The 20,476-nt window shown below is 62.6% G+C and carries 9 protein-coding genes; 5 read left to right on the forward strand and 4 right to left on the reverse strand.

Features of this window, described 5'->3' with window-relative positions; all coding sequences use genetic code 11:
- Positions 1 to 115: 115 nt before the first annotated feature.
- The 3 genes from E5K00_RS16195 (at position 116) to E5K00_RS16205 (ending at position 6,636) form a co-directional block, all read left to right on the forward strand.
- Positions 116 to 3,583, forward strand: a complete 3,468-nt coding sequence (locus tag E5K00_RS16195) for a lamin tail domain-containing protein (protein ID WP_135464353.1) — start codon at positions 116 to 118, stop codon at positions 3,581 to 3,583.
- 175 nt (positions 3,584 to 3,758) lie between these two features.
- Positions 3,759 to 5,216, forward strand: coding sequence for a DUF1800 domain-containing protein (locus tag E5K00_RS16200; protein ID WP_135464354.1), 1,458 nt, complete (start codon positions 3,759 to 3,761; stop codon positions 5,214 to 5,216).
- A gap of 208 nt (positions 5,217 to 5,424) precedes the next feature.
- Positions 5,425 to 6,636 carry a DUF1501 domain-containing protein gene (locus tag E5K00_RS16205; RefSeq protein WP_135464355.1) on the forward strand — a complete coding sequence of 404 codons (1,212 nt, stop codon included), beginning with the start codon at positions 5,425 to 5,427 and terminating at the stop codon, positions 6,634 to 6,636.
- Between the two features lie 82 nt (positions 6,637 to 6,718).
- Here E5K00_RS16205 and E5K00_RS16210 read toward each other — a convergent pair whose 3' ends face one another.
- The 3 genes from E5K00_RS16210 to E5K00_RS16220 all read right to left on the reverse strand — a co-directional run bounded on the left by E5K00_RS16210 (position 6,719) and on the right by E5K00_RS16220 (position 11,397).
- Positions 6,719 to 7,564 (reverse strand): transporter, encoded by an 846-nt coding sequence (locus E5K00_RS16210; protein WP_135464356.1) that lies wholly within the window; start codon positions 7,562 to 7,564, stop codon positions 6,719 to 6,721.
- A 100-nt stretch (positions 7,565 to 7,664) separates the two neighbouring features.
- Positions 7,665 to 9,926, reverse strand: a complete 2,262-nt coding sequence (locus E5K00_RS16215) for a TonB-dependent receptor (protein WP_135464357.1) — start codon at positions 9,924 to 9,926, stop codon at positions 7,665 to 7,667.
- 103 nt (positions 9,927 to 10,029) lie between these two features.
- Complete coding sequence (locus E5K00_RS16220; RefSeq protein ID WP_135464358.1) at positions 10,030 to 11,397, reverse strand: Nramp family divalent metal transporter; 1,368 nt, start codon at positions 11,395 to 11,397, stop codon at positions 10,030 to 10,032.
- 169 nt (positions 11,398 to 11,566) lie between these two features.
- Between E5K00_RS16220 and E5K00_RS16225 the strand changes: the two genes are divergently transcribed.
- The gene (locus E5K00_RS16225; RefSeq protein ID WP_135464359.1) at positions 11,567 to 12,553 is read left to right on the forward strand and encodes a cation diffusion facilitator family transporter; all 987 of its coding nucleotides are present in this window, start codon (positions 11,567 to 11,569) and stop codon (positions 12,551 to 12,553) included.
- 84 nt (positions 12,554 to 12,637) lie between these two features.
- On the opposite strand, the gene E5K00_RS16230 is transcribed toward E5K00_RS16225, so the two are convergent.
- Positions 12,638 to 14,845, reverse strand: coding sequence for a gliding motility-associated C-terminal domain-containing protein (locus E5K00_RS16230; protein WP_135464360.1), 2,208 nt, complete (start codon positions 14,843 to 14,845; stop codon positions 12,638 to 12,640).
- 574 nt (positions 14,846 to 15,419) lie between these two features.
- Here E5K00_RS16230 and E5K00_RS16235 point away from each other — a divergent pair.
- Positions 15,420 to 20,438, forward strand: a complete 5,019-nt coding sequence (locus E5K00_RS16235) for a fibronectin type III domain-containing protein (protein ID WP_167856925.1) — start codon at positions 15,420 to 15,422, stop codon at positions 20,436 to 20,438.
- The last annotated feature ends 38 nt before the right edge of the window (positions 20,439 to 20,476 follow it).

Here is a 20,476-nt window from a genome sequence, read left to right on the forward strand (position 1 = left end):
AAAAGCGGCGGCCAGCAGGGCCGCACGCGTGGTAAATGTCGGGAAAAGCAAGTTACTTAGGCAGTTCGTGCGCACCAGGATACGCGGCGCCCTCCGGCTTTTTTACAAACCTACTATGCAGAGAACCTCTACCGCAAAAAGAATATTCCCTTCTCTGCATTTCCACCCCCGGATTCTCCTGCTCTTGGCCGCCGTGCTGGGCTTCGCGCGGCCGGCCCGGGCTCAGCTCACGGAGACGTTTGCCGACGGCGACTTCACCCAAAACCCGGCCTGGAGCGGCGGTACGGCCGATTTTCAGGTCAATGCCGCCCTGCAGCTGCAAAGCAACGGCCCGGCCATTACGCCCAGCAACACCCAGCTCGTAACGGCCAGCCAGGCCGCCACGGGCACCGTCTGGGAATTCTGGGCCAACCTGCGCCTGGCTACCTCGGGCTCCAACTACGCCGACGTGTGGCTAATATCGGACCTGGCCGACCTGCGGGCCCCGGCCAACAAGGGCTACTTCGTGCGCCTGGGCGGCACCGACGACGAGGTGTCGCTGTTCCGCAAAAACGCCAATGCCACGGCCACGGCCATCATCGACGGGCAGAACACCACGCTCAGCTCCACGACCAACAACCTGGTGCGGGTGCGCGTGACGCGCTCCGTGCAGAACGTCTGGACCCTGGAGCGCGACCTGACCGGCGGCACCACTTACGTCGCCGAAGGCACCGTGACGGATGCCACCCACCCGCGCAGCAACTACTTCGGCGTGGGCCTGACGTATTCCTCGACCAACAACCGCAACTTCTACTTCGACGAGTTCCGCATCACCGACGCCACGGCCCCGCTGCTGCAAAGCGCCAGCATCGTCAGTGCCCGGCAGGTAGACGTGCTGTTCAATGAGGTCATGTCGGCCGCCCAGAGCGTGGCCAGCTACCGGCTGGCAGCCACCGGGGCCCCGGCCATTACGGCGGCCCAGCGCGACGCCACCGACCCGGCCCTGGTGCACCTGACCCTGGCCGCCGACCTGCCCGCCGGGGCCAGCACCCTGGAGGTGCGCAACGTGGCCGACCTCTACGGCAACGTGGCCGCCGGTCCGCTCACGGCTCCGCTCAGCTTCACGCCCCCGCCCGCCGCGCCCGGCTACTACCAGCTGCTCATCACCGAAATCTACGCCGACGAGTCGCCGGTGGTGGGGCTGCCGGCCTCCGAGTTCATCGAGATTCACAACCCCTCGGCCACCCAGACGCTGGATCTGGGCGGCATCCGGCTGCTGCGCACCACCAGCACCACGACGCCGGCCGTATTTGCGGCCGGGGCTCAGCTGCTGCCCGGCGAGTATGCCGTGGTATGCGGCAGCACCCGCGTGGCGCAGTTTGCGGCCTACGGCAAAGTGTTTGGCCTGAGCAACTTTCCGTCGTTGACCAACGCCGGTGACGAGCTACTGCTGCGCGGCCGCGACGGGCGCACGATTTTCGAGGTGCGCTACGCCGATACCTGGTACCGCGACCCGGCCAAGAAAGACGGGGGCTGGACCCTGGAAATGATTGACACGGCCAACCCCTGCGGCGGGGCCGCCAACTGGACGGCCAGCAACGACCCCAGCGGCGGCACGCCCGGCCGGGCCAACTCGGTGCGGGCCAGCAACGCCGACCAGACCGCGCCCCTGCTGCGCCGGGCCACGGTGATTAGCCCCACGGTGGTGCGCCTGGAGTTTGACGAAAAGCTCGACAGCGCGCAGGTAGCCAATCCGGCCCTCTACAGCGTAACGCCGGCCCTCACCCTTCAGCGCGTCGCGCCCGTGCCGTTCGACTTCCGGGCCGTGGAGCTGACGCTGGCTACCCCGCTGGTGGCCGCGCAGATTTATACCGCCACCGTGCAGCGCGCCGTCGACTGCGTGGGCAATGCCACCGGCGCGGCCGTTTCCACCACGTTTGGCTTGCCCTCGGTGCCCACGGCGGGGCAGGTTATTATCACCGAAATTCTGGCCGATGAAACCCCGACGGTGGGGCTGCCGGCCTCCGAATACCTGGAAATCCACAACCCCAGCACCCGGATTCTGGACCTGGGCGGCGTGCGGCTGCTGAAGCCCGGCAGCAGCACGGCCGCCGTCTTTCCCGACACCACGCGCCTGCAGCCGGGCCAGTACGCGGTGGTGTGCAGCAGCACGCGCACGGCCCTGTTTGCCCGCTACGGCACGGTGTTCGGCCTGAGCAACTTTCCCAGCCTCTCCAACGAGGGCGACCAACTGCTGCTCAAGGCCCGCGACGGCCGCACGTTGTTTGAACTCGCGTATTCCAGCACCTGGTACAAGGATGGCGCTAAGAAAGATGGGGGCTGGGCCCTGGAAATGGTGGACACCGGCAACCCCTGCGGCGGCATCGAAAACTGGACGGCCAGCACCGACGTGAGCGGGGGCACCCCGGGCCGGGCCAACTCGGTGCGGGCCACCAACCCCGACCGGACCGCGCCGGCCCTGCTGCGGGCCGTGGCCATCAGCCCCACGCTGGTGCGGCTGTTTTTCGGCGAAAAGCTCGACAGCGTGGCTGCCGCCAACCCGGCGCTGTACACCCTCAGCACTGGCCAGCTGGTGAGCAAGGCCGCCCCCGTGTCGCCCGACTTCCGGGCCGTGGACCTGACCCTGAGCTCGGCGCTGGCCGCCACCCAGGCCATAACCGTGAGCGTGCAGCGCGCCACCGACTGCGTGGGCAACGCCACCGGCGCGGCGGCCACGGCCTCGTTTGGCTTGCCCTCTGACCCCGTGGCAAACGACGTGGTTATCAACGAAATCCTGTTTAACCCGCGCACCAACGCCGTGGACTTCGTGGAACTGCTTAACCGCTCGAACAAGTATCTGAACCTGCAGGGCTGGCAGCTGGCCAGCTTGCCCGGTAGTGGCGCGCCCGATAAGGAGCCCATCAGCAGTGGGCCCTACGTGCTGGCTCCCGGGCAGCTGGTGGTGCTGACCACCCGGCCCGACATCGTGCAGAGTCAGTACCCGACCAACGACCCGGCCGCGTTTCTGGCTATGCCCGCGCTGCCTACCTTTCCCGACGATGCCGGTACCGTCGTGGTATACGATTCGCAGAACCGGGTGCTGGACCGCTACGCTTACAGCGAGGCGCAGCACCTGGCCCTGCTCGATACCAAGGATGGCGTGTCGCTGGAGCGGATTCGGACCGATGGGCCGAGCGTGGCCGGCAACTTCCACTCGGCGGCCAGCGCCGTGGGCTATGCCACGCCCGGCCGCCGCAACTCCCAGTATCAGGACGACCCCGGCGGCGACAAACTTTTTGCCCTGGAGCCCGAGGTGTTCACCCCCGACGCCGACGGTCAGCAGGATTTCACCACCCTCAACTACACCCTCGACCGGACCGGCTACGCGGCCAGCATCACGGTGTACGACGCGCAGGGGCGGTTGGCGCGGCGCCTCGTGCGCAACGAAACCATGGCCACGTCCGGCTTTTTCCAGTGGGACGGCCTCAACGACCAGGGCCGCAAGGTGCCCGTCGGCTACTACGTGCTGCACATTGAGCTGCTCCAGCCCGGCGGCGACAAAAAGGAGTACAAGAAGACTGTGGTAGTGGGGGCGCGCTTCTAAACAGGGGCTGCCTCTTGTTCGTCTGTCATCCTGAGCAAAGCGAAGGACCTTATCACGTTGTTACGACTCGTTCTAGCGTGATAAGGTCCTTCGCTTTGCTCAGGATGACAGACGTTATACGCCTGCCCGCAGCCATCCATATTAAACCCTGGTGGTCAGACTGCGTCCAAGCAGTATGACGAACCAACAGCAACTGCAGCATTTGTACTGGCGGGCGGGTTTTGGGCCCCGGCCGCAGGATATTGCCGCCAACCCCAATCCGCGCAAGGCGTTGCGGCAATTGCTGCACGATTCGGCCGCGGTTCAGCCCCTGGCCGGCCCCCGGATTGAGGCCGCCGAAATGCAGGCCATGACCCCGGCCCCCATGCCCGACCTGCGCCAGGACCCCCAGGCCCCGGCCCTGAAGAAAGGCGAGCTGACGCCCGAGCAGCGCAAGGCCCAGAACCGGCAGATCCGGGAGGCTTTTTACACGATGAACACCGGCTGGCTGGAGCGCATGGCCTCCTCGCCGGCCCAGCTGCGCGAGAAGCTCACCTTCTTCTGGCACGGCCACTTCGCCTGCCGGGTGCGCCGCCCCGACGCCGCTTTGCAGCTCAACAACACCATCCGGCGCCTGGCTTTGGGCAAATTCGGCGACCTGCTACTGGCCGTGAGCAAGGAGCCGGCCATGCTGCAATTCCTCAACAACCAGCAAAACCGCAAGCAGCACCCCAACGAAAACTTTGCCCGCGAGGTCATGGAGCTGTTCACCATCGGGCGGGGGCACTACTCCGAGCAGGACGTGAAGGAAGCCGCCCGGGCCTTCACCGGCTGGAGCTACGACGCACAGGGGCAGTTCGTGTTTCGGGAGCGGCAGCACGACGCCGGCTCCAAGACGTTTCTGGGCCGCACCGGCAACTTCGGCGGCGAGGATGTTCTGCGCATCATCCTGGAACAGCCCCAAACCGCCGAGTTCATTGCTACCAAGCTCTACCGGTTTTTCGTCAACGACACGCCCAACCCGGCCCACATTCAGCCTTTGGCCCAAGCGTTTTTCCGGAGCGGCTACGACATCAGTGACCTGGTGGAGCGCCTGTTCACGGCCGACTGGTTTTATGACGCGGCCAACGTGGGCACCCGCATCAAGTCGCCCATCGAGCTGCTGGCCGGCATCAAGCGCACCCTGGGCGTGGAGCTACAGGACCAGAAGCCGCTGATTGTGTTCCAGAAAGCCCTGGGCCAGACCTTGTTTGAGCCGCCAAACGTGGCCGGCTGGGCCGGGGGGCGGAGCTGGATTGACTCTTCCACGCTGCTGTTCCGGCTGCAGCTGCCCGCCGTGTTGCTCAAAAACGCCGAAATCAGCATTGCCCTGAAGGAAGACGAAAATGACCTCGACCCCCAGCAAACCCGCGCCGACCGGACGTTTCGCCAGCAGGTGCAGGCCAAGGCCAAGCTGGCCCCGCTGGGTGTGCTGCTGGCCAAAACGCCCGAAGCTCAGCAACCCACGGTCCTCAGCCAGTTTCTGCTACAGGCACCCATCCGGCCCGAAAACCTGCGGCTCGTGGCGCAAGTGGCCCAGCAAGCCCCCGCCGACGGCCGCCTGCGCACGATGGTGACGAGCCTGCTCAGCCTGCCCGAGTACCAGCTGATGTGAAGAGCGAGGAGCTAGAAAAGCTAGTTCCCCTCCTTTTTTCAAATTCCGCGCATCAAGCGGCGTGGGTTAGGGGTGGTTCAATCGTTGAACAACGAGCTAGCTCTAATTTTCTAGTTCTAGTAAACCACCCCGCCCTTCGGGCACCCCTCCTTGAAAAAAGGAGGGGAACTAGTTATTAGCCTTCTGCAAAAATCTAAAAGACAACGCTATGCCTACTTCCCGCCGCGACTTTCTGAAAACTTCGGTGCTGGCCAGCTCCCTGCTGTTCGTGCCCAAATTCCTGCACGCCCTCGATGCCCAGGGCGTGCAGCAGCTGCGCAATTCCAACGGCAAGCGCCTGGTGGTGGTGCAGCTCGGGGGCGGCAACGACGGCCTGAACATGGTGGTGCCCTTCCGCAACGACCTGTATTATAAAGCCCGCCCGACGCTGGGCCTCAAGGAGCAAAGCGGCCTGCTGACCCTGGATAAAGACCTGGCTTTCAACCCCCACATGACCCAGCTCAAGGGCCTTTACGACCAGGGCTTGGTGGGCGTGCTCAACAGCGTGGGCTACCCCAACCCCGACCGGTCGCACTTCCGCTCGATGGACATCTGGCAGAGCGGCTCGGCGTCGGATCAGTACGTGACGACCGGCTGGCTGGGCCGCTACCTCGACTCGAACTGCCCCGGCTGCCAGATGCCCTACAACGGCCTGGAAGTAGACGACACGCTGAGCCTGGCCATGAAGGGCGAGCTGCGCAAAGGCCTGGCCCTGAAAAACCCGGAGAAGTTTCACCAAGTGACCCAAAACCGGTTTATCAAGCAGGTGAGCGGGGAAAAAGCCGGCGGCAGCGGCTCCGAGCTGGATTATCTGTACAAGACCCTGGCCGAAACGGCCTCCTCGGCCGACTACCTCTACCAGACGTCCAAGGTCTACAAATCGGCCATAACGTACCCGAATACGGACTTTGGCAAGAACCTCAAAACCACCGCCGAGCTGATTAACTCCGGCATCGAGTCCCGGGTGTTTTACGTCTCGCTCACCGGCTTCGACACCCACGTGCGGCAGCAGGAGCAGCAGGGCAAGCTGCTCGGCGACTTATCGGGTGGGCTGGGCGCTTTCGTAGAGGATTTGCAGAAAAGCGGGCAGCTCAACGACACGCTGATTCTGGTCTTTTCCGAGTTTGGCCGCCGCGTGACCCAGAACGCCAGCAACGGCACCGACCACGGTACGGCCAACAACGTGCTGCTACTCGGCGGCGGCCTGCGCCAGAAAGGCATCCTCAACGACGCTCCCGATCTGCTCAACCTCGACCAGGGCGACCTGAAATACCAGCTCGACTTCCGCAGCGTGTACGCCACCGTGCTGCGTGACTGGCTCGGGGCCGACGACCGGGCCATTCTGGGCAGTGAGTTCAGCCGACTGCCAGGTTTGGTGTAGCAGGGCGGCAAGACCCACGCGCTGCCTCGGCAAAAAGGCCCGCCCTGGAACAGGGCGGGCCTTTTTGCCGACGTAGGCCAGCTTAGCGGCGGAAACTCACCCCGAGAAAATATTCGTGGTCGGTGTCCTTGGTCAGTGCCAGGTGGGTGCCAAAGTCCAGAATCAGGTTGTCGCTCAGGTGGAGCTGCGGCCCCACGTTGAACGACGCCTGCCAGTCGGACTGGCGCGTGTTGCACTGGCCCACTACCTCGGCAAAGGCCGAGAGAAACTTCGAAAACTCGTAGTCGATGGCGGTGCTGGGGGCCAGCAGCACGTAGCGCTGCTCGTTGTCCAGGTCGTAGTCGTAGTCGCCGCGCAGCTGGAACTGGACGTTGAACTCCTTGCTGAAATCGTGGCTGTAGGGCACCAGCAGGCCGTATTCCGTCACGCTGCCGCCCACGGCTTTGCCCACGGGCAGCCGCACGAAGCCGATAATGGCCAGCGCGTCGGGTTTGCCGTCTTCCCCAAACAGGGTGTGTTTCAGCCGCAGGGTCACGTCGCCGAAGCCCTGGTGCCGCTCGGGCTCCGGGTTGTCGTCGTCCCACTGCTTTTCGAACGAGTACGTGTCCAGCTCAGCCTGAATGTCGGTGTGGGTGGTCAGGCCCAGTTTCAGCAGGGCGTGGTTGAGGTAGAAATTCCGCTCGTGGTGGGTTTCTTCCTGCTTATTGACGAGGCGCAACAAGTCACTTTCCACTTGAAAATGGCCGGGGTCCACGGTAAACGGGCTTTCGGAAAAGCCGGGCCGGTCGGGCCGCAGCTCCCGCATCAGGTGGCGGGGCGTGGGATGAAACAGGTTGTAGCCGGCCTTGGCCGTGATGGAGTCGGCGTTCTGGGCAACGGCGGCGGAAGAAAGGAACAGTGTGGTCAGGAGTAGAAAGCAGAGCTTCATGGCGCGGGGCGGAAGAAAATTGTACTATTCAGCCCGCATACGCAGAAGCTCGGCGGCCGGTGTACGCTTTAGCGCAATTTCGCAATTTGCCGGATAGTACTTAGAGCGTATAGCGCAAACCCAGGAACGTGCGCCGGCCCTGCACCGGGGCGTAGTTGTACTCAGTGTCAAAGGAATAGCCGTTGGGGTTGTCCTGGGTCACGTACTTATCGAAGGGGTCGAAGGCGCGGATGAGCACGTGGCGGGGCAGAAAGTCGAGCAGGTTTTTCAGGCCGCCGTAGATTTCCAGGTGCTCACCGAGGCGTTTGGTGAGCTGCACGTTCTGCAACGAATACCACGGGGAGCGGGCCGGGCGGTAGTCGTTGGGCTGCACCGGCAGCTGCATCGGCCCGTTCACCTGCCCGGTATAGTCTACCACCACGCCCAGGCGGGCCAGGGTGTAGCTCACGGCGTAGGTGCCCGAAAAAACCGGGGCGTGCAGCTGCTGCACCCGCCGCCGAGCCCCGCCACCCTCGGGCCGCTCCTGCCGGAATACGTCCATCAGCGTGATGCCCGCAATAACTTTCAGGGGCCGGGAAAACGTCAGGTCCGTGTTCAGCGTCAGCCCCCGCGACACGGCGTAGCCGTCGAGGTTGCGGTAAATAATCTGGTTGACGTCGGTGGTGTAGTCGGGGCTTATTTTGTTGGTGAAGTAGGTGTAAAACGCGCTGGCGTCGACGGTCAATTGACCCGCGCCGGTGCTGAAGAAGCGTTGGTAATTGACGTTGGCGTTCCAGCTCCGCTCGGGCTTCAGTGCCTCGGGCACCACCACCTGCCGGGCCCCGGTCAGGGCGGCGTGGTCTTCCGTAAACAGGTTCACGACCCGGTAGCCGTTGCCGACACCCACGCGCACCACCTGGCTGTTGTCGGGCTTGCTCCACTTGTAGTTGAGCCGCGGCGACAAAATGCTGCCGTGCACCGAGTTGTAGTCGTAGCGCAGGCCGGCCAGCAGGGTCGCGTTTTCGGTTACTTTCCACTCATCCTGGACAAAAACGCCGGGCAGGCTGGTCTTGTCGGGTTGGCTCACGGTCTGGTCGCCGGCGAGGCGGGCCGTGGCGGGCGTGTTGTCGTCGTACCAGGTGTAGCGGTAAGTGGCGCCCAGCAGCAGGCCGTGCCGGATGCTCAGGTCGCGGGCCCACGTCAGCTGCCCGAAGCCCACGCGCTGGGTGGCGCGGTAAAGCGTGGTGCCGTAGGCCGAGTTCTGGCGGTGCTGGTTATAAGAGCCGCTGAGCATCAGTTTCTGGCCCGCCACCGGCAGCTGGTACTGGCCCAGCAACTCGTAGCGGCCGGTGTACACACTCTCCCCGTAGATACTGTCGCCGCCCCGAAACTCCGGCTTCCAGCCCAGCTGCCCGCCAAACCGGTCCTCGTAGTAGTAGCGCCCGGCCAGGTTGGCCACCCGCTCCTGGGGCCGCTGCCACGACCATTTGTTGAACACCGAGGCCCGCTTCTGGGTCGGCAGGTCGGTAAAGCCGTCCTCGTTCACGTCGCGGCGCTGGTCGTAACCAAACAGGTTGGCGCTGAGCAGGGTAGTGGCCCGTCCGACTTTGGCGGCCGTGCCCAAATCCAGGTTCATTTCGCCGTGGGAAGTCCCGAAGGCATCGGCCGTAAAGCGAGGCGCTTTTGCCGGGTTCTTGGTAATAACGTTGATTAGTCCGCCCACCGCCTCCGAGCCGTAGAGGGTGGAGGCGGGCCCTTTCACCACCTCAATCCGGTCGACCATGCTGTTGGGAATCCCGCTGAGCCCGTACACCGTGGACAGGGAGCTGACGATGGGCATGCCGTCGATGAGCACCATCGTGTAGGGTCCTTCCAGCCCGTTGATGTGGATGTCGCCGGTGTTGCAGATGTTGCAGTTGAGCTGGGGCCGCACCCCGTTGACCATCGTCAGGTTCTCGAACAGGCAGGCGCTGGGGTTCTTCTGGAAGTAGCGCGGCGTGTAAATCTCCACCGCCACCGGCGACTGGCTTTTCACCACTTCGCTCAGCGTGCCGCTCACCACCACGCTACCCAGCTCGTTGCTGGCCCCGCTCAAGGCAAAGCTCAGCGTCGCCGTTTGCCCGGCTACAACGGTAACGGCCCGCTCGGTCGGCAGAAACCCCACCGCACTGACTACCACCCGCTGCGGCCCCACCGGCACTTTATGCAGCGTGAAAGCACTATTCTCATCGGCCGTGGCGCCCAGCGTAGTTCCCTTCAAACCAATGCTGGCGAAGGGCACCACTTTGCCCTCGGTCCGCACCGTGCCCTTAATGCTGCCGGTTTGGGCCTGGGCTATGATGGCAGTAAGCAGAAGCAGCGTACAGAGCAGAAGTGTTTTCATAGCGGAATAGGCGAAGTTTAGAATGTACTTTGATTTTTATTTAGACGAGTCTAAAAATGGAGTCGTGAAAAAGGCGCAAAGCGGAATGCCCTGCGCCTTTGGGTTACTTGAAGAAAGTAGTGAACAACAGGTACAGGTTGAGCACGATGATGATGCCCGACACCAACCAGGCCACCAGTTGTAGCCCCGGCCGGTTGACGAACACGCCCATTTTGGCCTCGCTGCCCGTGAACAGCACCAGGGGTACTACCGCAAAGCTGAGCTGCAACGACAAAATCACTTGGCTGAGCACGAGCAGGTCGGCGGTGCCTTTTTCGCCGTAGAGAATCGTTACGGCCAGAGCCGGCAGCACCGCAATGCCGCGCGTTATCAGGCGGCGTACCCAGGGCTTAAGTTTCAGATCCAGAAAGCCTTCCATCACAATCTGCCCGGCCAGGGTGCCCGTCAGGGTTGAGTTTTGGCCCGAGGCCAGCAGGGCTACGGCAAACACGGCACTGGCAGCGCCGGCTCCCAGCACGGGCGCCAGCAGCTTGTGGGCATCGGTAATGTCGGCCACGTGAAACAAGCCGTTTTCGTGGAAGGCTGCCGCCGCCGTCACCAGAATGGCGGCATTCACGAAGAAAGCCAGGAATAGGGCCACCGTCGAGTCAATCGTGGCAAACTTGATGGCCATGCGCTTACCGGGCTCGGTCTGCTCGATGGCCCGGGTCTGCACGATGCTGGAGTGCAAATACAGGTTGTGGGGCATCACGGTAGCGCCCAGGATACCGATGGCAATGTAGAGCATACCCGGGTTGGTCACGACCTCCTTCTGGGGCACTAGGCCCTTGGCAATGCCCAGGTAGTCGGGGTGCGACACCAGGATTTCGTAGAGGAAGCAGCCGAAAATGACCACGATAAGCCCGGCCACGATGCTCTCAATCACCCGGAAACCCTTGTTCTGGAAAAACAAGACCACCAGCACGTCCAGAATGGTGAGCACCACGCCCCAGGGCAGGGGCAGGCCAAAGAGCAGGTTCAGGGCAATGGCCGAGCCGATGACCTCGGCCAGGTCGCAGGCGGCAATGGCCACCTCGCAGAACACCCAGAGCACCATGGCCACGGACTTGGAGTAATGGTCGCGGCAGGCCTGGGCCAGGTCGCGCCCCGTCACGATGCCCAGCTTGGCGGCCAGGTGCTGGAGCAGCATGGCAAACAAGTTGGAAATCAGAATGACGGAAAGCAACGTATAGCCGTAGCGCGAGCCGCCGGCAATGTCGGTGGCCCAGTTGCCGGGGTCCATGTAGCCCACGGCCACCATCAGGCCCGGGCCCCAGAACGCCATCAGCTTCCGCCAAAAAGAAGCATTGGCGGCCGGCACCCGGATGCTGGCGTAGACTTCGCTCAAGGAATTATGCTTGCGCTCCTGGCGCCAGCCGGACTTTGGTTCGGCGACGGGCGGCACGGGGGAAGCTTGTAGGAGTGGAGGCATAAAGAATAGAAAATCAGTTAGCTCAACAAAGAAACAAATTTTTAGGGTAGCCTAAACATTTTTTTAAGCCCCTTGAAATACTCGTTTAGCCGAAAAAGGTTGCCAAGCGTAGGTAAGTGGGTTTTTTCCCGGACTTTTGCAGGCCTTATTCGAGCCATTCCTTCTCCTTATGACGTTAACTTCCTCCAAGAACAGCCTTGGTTTACTGTCGCTCGTTGTCAGCGTCGGGCTGGTGGCCACTAAGTTTTACGCGTACTTTCTGACCGGGTCGCAGGCCGTGCTGACGGATGCGCTGGAGTCCATTATCAACGTCGTTACCAGCGCCTTTGCCCTCTACAGCCTCCATCTGTCCGATTTGCCCAAGGATGAAAACCACCCCTACGGCCACGGCAAAATCGAGTACCTGTCGGTTGGCTTTGAGGGCGCGCTGATTCTGTTTGCCGGCATATACATCTTCTACAGTGCCGTAATGGCCATCCTGCACCCCCACACCGTAGCCCGCCCCGACACCGGCATGTTCTTGCTGGCGGCCACGGCCCTGGTCAACCTGGGCGTGGGGTACCTGCTGGTGACGTCGGGCAAGAAGATGAACTCGGTGGCGCTGGTCGGCGACGGGCAGCACCTCTACATCGACGCGCTGAGCACCCTGGTGTCGTGCATTGCCCTAGTGCTGGTCATTTTCACGGGCAATGCCTTGTTCGATGCCGGTGCGGCCCTGCTGCTGGGGGTATTTATCGTGGTCAATGGCTACCGGATGGTGCGCCGCTCGGTGTCGGCTCTGATGGATGAGTCGGATGTGGCCACGGTGGAGCAGGTTATTGCCGAGCTGCAGCGCCACCGCCTGCCCGCCTGGATTGACGTGCACAACCTGCGGGTGCTGCGCTACGGGGCCAACCTGCACATCGACTGCCACATGCAGATGCCCTACTACTTCAGCTTGGAGGAAACCCACAACGAGCTGAACCGCATCGAAAGCCTGATCAAGCAGCGCTTCGACGTGGAGGTGGAGATGTTCGTGCACGCCGACCCCTGCACCTTCGCCGCCTGCTCGCTGTGCCTGATGCCCGAGTGCCCGGTGCGGCAGCACGCCTTTGCCCACGAAGTAACCTGGACGCTGGCCAACGCCGTGAAAAACGAACGGCACCGGCTGGCGTAGCTTAGAGGCTCACTTTACTATATGGACGCAAAAAAGGCGCTGCGGATTACGCAGCGCCTTTTTTATTGGCTGTTTTGCTCTGGGCTAGCGGGCCAGCTCGACCCAGCCTTTGGTGGTTTTGCCCTCTTTGTCGGTGAGCAGATAGTAGTACGTGCCAGCGGGCTGGTCTTTGCCGTCCCATTCGCCCTTGTAGTTGGTGTACTCCTTGATCAGGCGGCCCCAACGGTTGAAGATCTGAATCTTGCTGCCCGTTTCTTCGGCCGTCAGCACGAAGTTGTCGTTGATGTTGTCGCCGTTGGGCGTAAACACGTTCGGAATGTCGCGTACCTCAATCAGCGTCACTTTCTCGCTGGTAACGCACTGGGCACCACCCACAGTGCTGTAGGTGCTCAGCTTGATGGCATACTGGCCACCCTCGCGCAGCAGCAGCTCGGCGGGGTCGTACTTACGCGAGAAAATAACTTCCTTCTCGTTTACCGCGTTGCCTTTGCCATCCTTCACCCGCTGATACGTCCAGCGGGCGCTGTCGGTCCTGACCGAGTTGGTGGTGGTATTCTTGAAGGTGAAGATCCGGGCCGGAATGTTGGTCCGGCCGCTGTTGTCGCCGCGGCTGGTCGTCGTGAAGTTGGCTTTCAGCGCAGGCGTTACGCGTACCAGCACCGAAGCCGTATCGGAGCAGGTGCCTTCGCGGAAATCCTTGCCCAGGATGCGCACCCGGTAGCGGGTCGTCTTGGTGGGTTTCACGGTAATGTTCTGCTTGCCCAGATCGTTAGCATCTAAGCCCTCGGCGGCATCCCACTGGTAGCCGTACTTGGCCGGGTTCAACCCTACGGAGTCGGGGCGGAACGGGGTAGCGGTGAGGGCCACGGAAGCGCCTTCGCAGATGGTGGGCGTGGCGCTGGAGGCCACTACTTTGGCGAAGTTGCCTTTGCCAATCTTCAGCACGATGGTCCGGAACTGCACGCCTTTGAAGGGGCAGCCGTTGTCTTCAATCTTGAGCGGAATCCGGTAGGTTTTGCCTTCGAAAAGAACGTCAGGCTGAATCCGCAGAATACCGGCCGGGGCTTTGGTGCCGTTGCCCAGCAGCTGGAACGTCGCCACGTCGGAGGGCAGGTAGGTGGGCTTGGCCAGGGTTGGCACCGGCGGGTCCAGCTCGGGGTAGGTCACGGTCAGGATGTCGCCGGGGTTCGGGTCGCTGAAGCGGAAACGTACTTCCGTGTAGTTACAGGTGTAAGCCGTAACGAAGGTAGAGTCGCGGGAGTTGACGATGGTAACGCCCGATTTGACAAAGCCGGTGCCGACGGGCGGCGTGGGCTGGTTGTTGTTGTTGCAGTCGATAACGACCAGCATCATGTCGCGCCGAACCTGGCCTACCTTATAGTAGATCTTCTTGCCGTTGGCATCCAGGAAGCGGCGGTATTCCGTCACCTGGCCTACCACGACGTACTTGTTGTCGGCCGAGTTGACGGCCGGGTTGTAGAAGGACGGCGTGAACGTGAAGCTGCCCTGGGCGGCGTTGAAGTTGAAGGCGGGCGTGGCCGTTTTCAGGGGGCAGCTGCCCGTCACGTTAAACGAGGAAATCGGGTAAGTAGCGCTGTAGGTGCCCGAGTTGTTGACGATGTAGGCGCCGCAGGGGGGGCCACTGGGGGGCGTCAGGTCGATGAAGCGGCCCACGGTGGTGTAGGAGCGGTACGTGTTGGGCTCGTTGCAGCCCAGCAGCGGGTTGGCCAGCGCGTAAACCAGCGAGTCGCCATCGGGTTCCGTGGCGGAAAACGTAACGGTGCGTTCCTGCTGGTAGCACACGAAGGGAATCGGAATGTCGAGGGCCTGGTACTGAGCCGACGTATTCTGGATGATCCGGTTGCCGGGCAGCAGGTTGTTGAGGCGGGCCTCATAATACAGGTCACCGTTGCCCAGGTTGATGTTGGCTACGCTGGGGCGGGCGTTCAGAGTCACGCTCAGAATCCATTCGGCAGCTGGGGGCAGCGTCACGGTTACTTCGAAGGTGCCTTTCTGGTAGTTGGTGCGCAGGCCGCTGCCGCACTGGCTGGGGCCGCCGGGCGTGTTGGGGCAGTAGGGGCTGCCCGCTTCGGGGCTGCCCACCAGGACCATATCTACTGAGCTGCCACCGGTGCAGCCGGTCGAGCGGTAGTCAAGCTCCGGCTCAATGCTGCTGAAGGAGGCGCCGCCGCAGTCCCGGAACACCGTGAGCGAAACCTTGTAGCGGTTGTTGCCCAGGGCTTCATAAGTGAGCTGCCCCCCCTGGATGTGGGTAGCATTCGCGCTTGACATGCCAATCAGCGAAATACACCAGGCAACTACAAGAAAATAAGAGGCGTGTAAAAGTTTCTTCATGTACTAAAGAAGAGTTAGAAAGATATGAGAAGAGGGCAGGGGTGGGAAAAACGCTGCCGTAAGATAGAAGGAATTTGTTTTATGCGTATAAAAAAAGTGCTGCAACCCCCGTCTAGGCCAGTAATTGAATTAAAAAAGGATATAATAAATAGAATTAGTCCGGGCTTATTTCACTATTCGAAAACTCTGTCTTAGATTTAGGACACGAGGGAGTAGGTTAAGTTACAATCGCAGCTTCCGCGGAAATACTCTCGCAACCCACCTGTTTACCAGTTTTTTTCTTTTCACCCCATCTTACCAATTGATGATGAAAAAACCTTTACGCCTAAGGGCTAATCGCATAACTGGCTGTGCGCATGCGCATAGTACACGGTGGCGAGTAGCCTTACTTTTCCTGCTCAGCTTCTGGCTGGGCCTAGCCGCTCCGGCCCGCGCGCAGGTCGATACTTACTCGTTTGCCGCCTCGCAGGGCACTTTCACTCCGGTGAGCGGCGGTACGGTAGTAGCCGGCATGGCTGCCGATACATACCTGTCAGGAGCTATTCCATTAGGATTTAGCTTCGTTTTTGACGGAGCTGCCTATACCCAGGTTAAAGCTTCTTCCAATGGCTGGCTGACCTTTAATACCAGCGGTACCAGCAACCCCTCCTCGACGCTGGCGGGCCTGACGGCGGCCACCCGGCCCATGGTGGCCCCGCTGCTCGACGACCTGGACGGCAACCCCGCCGGGGCGACGGGTGTCGGCTCATACATCACGACCGGCACGGCACCCAACCGCGTATTCACCTTTGAATGGCTGAACTGGGAATGGCGCTGGAATGCCAGCGTGCCGGTATTGTCCTTCCAGGTAAAGCTCTACGAAGGCTCCAACCGCGTAGAGTTCATCTACCGTCAGGAGTCGGGGGCTACTAACGCTACTGCTACGTTGGGAGCTTCCATCGGCTTGGCTGGCCAAGGCACGGGCAGCGGCTCGTACCTGGCTTTGAGCGACGCTACGGCTGCTCCCACGGCCAGCTCCACTACCGAAAACACCAACATCAACACCAAGCCCGCTACCGGCCAGGTGTATGCCTTCACGCCGGCTCCCTTGGCCGCCTGCCCGCAGCCGCGTAATCTGGCTGTAACCTCGTTCACTAACACGACGGCCAACGTAACCTGGTCGTCAGTTGGCACGGGTACGTTCACCATCCAGTACGGCTTATCGGGCTTTACGCCCGGCACCAGCGCGGCGACTACCGTTACGTCTTCGACCAACTCGGTAACGCTGTCGGGCCTGACGCCCAGCACTGGCTACGACTTCTACGTAACGCAAAACTGCGGGGCCAATGGCAACAGCGTGATTAGCGCCGTGGGCTCGTTTACGACGCGCGCCGTGGGTCCTCCCAACAACGATGAGTGCGTCAATGCCGTAACGCTGACCCCGGAAGCGCCTGGTACCGCCTGCTCGGCAGCTACCAGCGGCTCGGTAGAGGGTTCTAACGGCACGACTGGTCTGGCTACGCCCGTGGGCACGGCTGACGACGACGTGTGGTACAAGTTCGTGGCCACCAGTGCCGTACACACCGTCACGCTGACCGGCACGGGCGACTACGTGCAGGAACTGCTCTCGGGCAGCTGCGGGGCTTTGACCTCGGTTGCTTTCTCTGACCCCAACGCCAAGACCTACACTGGCCTCACGCCGGGCAGCACCTATTACGTGCGCGTGTACTCCTACGGCTCGGCGCTGCCGACCGCGGCCAATGCCGCCTTCACCATCTGCGTGACCACGACGACGGCTCCCGGCAACGACACCTGCGCCAACGCCGTGACGCTGACCCCGGCCCCGGCCAACACCGCCTGCACGGCTGCCACCAACGGTACCGTGGAAGGTGCCGGCGCTACGACCGGCCTGGCGACTCCCGTCGGCACGGCCGATGACGACGTATGGTACCGCTTCACGGCTACCAGCACCGTACACACCGTAACCCTGACCGGCACGGGCGACTACGTGCAGGAGCTGCTGTCGGGTAGCTGCGCGGCGCTGACCTCGGTCGGTTTCTCCGACCCCAACGTAAGAACCTACGGTGGGCTGACCGTAGGGACAACCTATTACGTGCGCGTGTACTCCTACAGCTCGGTGCTGCCAACCAGCGCCGCCGCCGCTTTCACCATCTGCATTACCACTTCCGCTACGCCCGGCAACGACCTCTGCGCTAATGCCGTGACGCTGACGCCAGGGGCTTTGAACGCGGCTTGCACCGCGGCTACCGATGGTACGGTGGAAGGTGCCGGGGCCACGACCGGCCTGGCTACCCCCATTGGCACCGCCGACGACGACGTCTGGTATAAGTTTGTCGCCACCGGCGCCAGCCACACCATCACGCTGACCGGCACGGGCAACTACGTGCAGGAAATTCTGTCGGGCAACTGCAGCGCCTTGACGTCGGTGGGCTTCTCGGACCCCAACGAGCGGACGTACAACGGTCTGACGGTGGGGGCCACGTATTACGTGCGCGTGTATTCGTTCGGCTCCACGCTGACCGTTGCGCCGGCCGCTAACTTCACGATCTGCGTAACCACGCCGACCGTTATTATCCCGCCGGCCAACGACCTCTGCGCCAATGCCGTGACGCTGACGCCGGACGCTTTGAACGTAGCCTGCACCTCGGCCACCAATGGTACTGTCGAAAATGCGGGTCCCACGGCGGGCCTGGCCACGCCCACCGGCACGGCCGATGATGACGTGTGGTACAAGTTCGTGGCTACCGGCATTACACACACCGTGACCTTGACCGGCACGGGCGACTACGTGCAGGAACTGCTCGGGGGCACCTGCTCGTCTCTGGTTTCGGTCGGCTTCTCCGACCCCAATGCCAAGACCTATACGGGCCTGACGGTGGGCAACACCTACTACGTGCGCGTGTACTCGGCCAGTGCTACGCTGCCGACTGCCGCCGCCGCTGCCTTCACCATCTGCGTAACTACGCCGACGCCCATTCTGCCCCCGGCCAACGACGCCTGCACCAACGCTACTACGCTCACGCCAAGCACTAGCCCCGTTTGCGCCAGCGCCACTGCCGGTACGCTGGAAGGCTCGGGTGCCACGGCGGGCCTGGCGGCGCCCGTGGGCACGGCCGATGACGACGTATGGTACAAGTTCGTGGCTACCGGTACGTCACACGTTGTGACGCTGACCGGCACGGGCGACTACGTGCAGCAACTGCTCTCGGGTAGCTGCGGCGCTTTGACTTCGGTCGATTACTCGGACCCCAATGTAAAGACCTACACCGGTCTGACGGTGGGCGGCACCTACTACGTACGGGTATACTCCTATAGTGCTACCGTGCCAACGGCCGCTAATGCTGCCTTCACCATCTGCGTTACTTCGCTGCCCGCCAACGACGACCCTTGCGGCGCCATCAGCGTGCCGGTAGTAGCGGGTTGCACCTCGCCCACGCAGGGCTCCAACGCCGGCGCGACCACCACGACGCCGAGCGGCTACACCAACCCCGGGTGCGGTATTGCCACCTCGCCCATCGATGTATGGTATAAGTTTACGACTGCCGCTACGGGCGCGGCCAGCACCGCCGTTAGCGTGGTGGTAAATGGCACGCCTGCGGGTCAGGTGCGGGTATTCTCGGCCGCTAGCTGCGCTGGTCCGTTCACTCAGGTTGGCTGTAAGTTCAACGCCAGCACCGGCGGGGCCGGTACGCTGGACCTGACCAATCTGACGGCCAACACCACGTACTACGTATTCGTCTCGGGCTACAGCTCGTCTGACGCCACGGGTCCGTTCACCATTTGCGTAACGCCGCCGGCTACCTGCGCCGCGCCCACGGGCCTGGCGGCCTCTGGCGTAACCCAGAACTCGGCGACGCTGGGCTGGACGGTTTCGGGAGGCACTGGTCCGTTCACCGTTGAGTATGGTGTATTCGGCTTCATTCCCGGCTCGGCTCAGGGTACGGTCGTAACGTCGACCACCACTTCGCTGACCCTGACTTCGCTGAATCCTGGCACGCCTTACCAGTTCTTCGTGACGCAGAACTGCGGGGGCACCGCCGGTAACAGCGTCCGTTCGGGCCCGGCTTCCTTCACGACCCTGTCGCCCCCGCCGGCTAACGACGAGTGTGCCACGGCCACCAGCGTTGCCGTGCAGCTGGGCAGCACCTGCACCAACCGCATTGTTGGTACCAACGCAGGCGCTACCTCCTCGCCGAACATTCCGGCTCCGGGTTGCTCCAGCTACCTCGGCGGCGACGTATGGTACCGCGTAGTAGTGCCCGTTACGGGCAACATCGTGGCCTCTACCGACTCGGTAGCCGGCAGCTCCATCACCGATACGGGGATGGCCATCTACTCCGGCACCTGCGGCGCCCTGACGCTGGTGGAGTGCGACGACGACGACGGCGACGGCAACTTCTCGATGATTGACCTCAGCAACCGCACCCCCGGCGAAGTACTCTACATCCGCATATTTGAGTACGGCAACAACGTATTTGGCCGCTTCAAGCTGTGCGTGCGCTCGAATACGAACTGCCCGGCTCCGGTCGGCCTGAACGCTTCGAACGTGCTGTCGAACAGTGCCCGCCTGAACTGGGCCGTCACCGACCCGATTGCCGGCGCCACGTTCAACGTGGAATACGGTCCGCAGGGCTTCACGCCCGGCTCGGCCGCCGGCACCCGCCTGACGGGTATCACCGGTACGTTCGTGGATGTGACGGGCTTGCAGGGCAACAAGGAGTACTGCTACTACGTGTCGCAGAACTGCGGCAACAGCGGCGCCACGGCCGGCACCAGCGGCCCCGCCGGTCCGGTGTGCTTCACCACGCCAGCGGCCCCGCCGGTCAACAACGACGTGTGCGGTGCTATTACGCTGCCGCTGAACAGCAACAGCTGCACGCCGGTTACGGCCAGCAACCTGGGCGCTACCACCACTACGCCCAGTGGCTACGTAAACCCCGGCTGCACCACGTCGAACGCGCCAAAAGACGTGTGGTTTGTAATGACTACTTCCGCTAACCTGAATACGGCCGCGGGCGTGCAGATTACAACCACGGGTGGCCCGGCCGGTCAGGTCCGGATCTTCACCGCGGCTTCGTGCTCTACGGCTCTGACCCAGGTGGCTTGCCGCGCCAGCGCCGGCAACAACCAGACGGTGGGCTCGTTCACGGCCAACCTGCTGCCCAACACGAGGTACTACCTGATGGTAGCGGGCTGGGGCTCGAACGATGCCACCGGCGACTTTACCATCTGCGCGCAGCAAAGCATCCTGAGCAATGCCAAAGACCTGCCCGGTGGCGAGGTAAGCGTATTCCCGAACCCCAGCAACACGGGCTCCGTGACGCTGCGCATCCGGGGCGCTGAGCAAACCAAGCAGGTGCAGGCTACCTTGCTGAACGCCCTGGGCCAGCAGGTACTGGCGCAGAATCTGGCCGTGCAGGCCGGGGCCGTCGAGGCTCCGCTGTCGGTGCGCGGTCTGGCGACGGGTATCTACACGCTGCGGGTGAAAGTAGGCGACTACACTATCACCCGGCGAGTAGTACTGGAGTAGTACTCCCGTCCTTACCCATAGAAAAGGGGCTGCGGATT

It is taken from the genome of Hymenobacter aquaticus, from assembly GCF_004765605.1.
Lineage (GTDB): Bacteria > Bacteroidota > Bacteroidia > Cytophagales > Hymenobacteraceae > Hymenobacter > Hymenobacter aquaticus.